At 62.0% G+C, this 730-nt stretch carries 2 protein-coding genes; both read left to right on the top strand.

Annotation, left to right across the window (positions count from 1 at the left end; all coding sequences use genetic code 11):
* Nucleotides 1-447 (top strand): IS66 family transposase (locus tag AC1DRP_RS36760; protein ID WP_476771165.1); only part of this gene is annotated, 447 nt, incomplete at its 5' end.
* A 56-nt stretch (nt 448-503) separates the two neighbouring features.
* Nucleotides 504-701 carry a hypothetical protein gene (locus AC1DRP_RS36755; protein ID WP_441493359.1) on the top strand — a complete coding sequence of 66 codons (198 nt, stop codon included), beginning with the start codon at nt 504-506 and terminating at the stop codon, nt 699-701.
* Nucleotides 702-730 lie beyond the last annotated feature (29 nt).

Below are 730 nucleotides of genomic sequence, written 5' to 3'. Positions count from 1 at the left end.
GCGCTGGAGCGCCGGACAGTTCGCCAGGACCTGAGCAAGCCGCTTGTCGATGCGCTTGCGGTCTACATGCGCGAACAGCGYGCCAAGCTCTCCCGCGGCCACGACCTCGCCAGGGCCATCGATTATATCCTCAAGCGCTGGGCAGCCTTCACCCTGTTCCTGGATGACGGGCGGGTGTGTTTGTCGAACAATGCAGCCGAGCGCGCGCTGCGCGGCATCGCTCTTGGAAGAAAATCATGGATGTTCTGCGGGTCAGACCGGGGAGGTCAACGCGCTGCCGCCATGTACAGCCTCATCGTCACGGCCAAGATGAACGACGTCGATCCTCAGGCCTGGCTCGCCGACGTTCTGGCCAGGATCGCCACGCATCCAGCTCATCGGATCGACGACTTGCTGCCCTGGAACTGGATGCCCAAAGCATCCGCCATCGCTGCGGCGGCGGCCTGACATTGGCCCCGGTTAACAAGGTCCACCATGTCCATACCATTGCCCGCGTCGCCGAAATGCTCGGTGAGGACGAGGACTGGCTGTGGGACGTGGCCAATGAAATGGACCAGGAGGACGGCGTGGTCTGGGTCTATGGGCCAGGCGATGACAGCGTCATGGCGTTCACAGACTTCGGCATCGAGACGCTCAAAGGCCTCGCCGAAATCTACAAAGCCAATCCTCACCTGCTCACAAGATCGGACGACCCGAAATAGCCGTACTGCGGCCTACGCCGCATGGTTAC

The organism is Allobosea sp. 01N443 (genome assembly GCF_056399325.1).
This window is presented reverse-complemented; position numbering and strand designations above follow the sequence as displayed.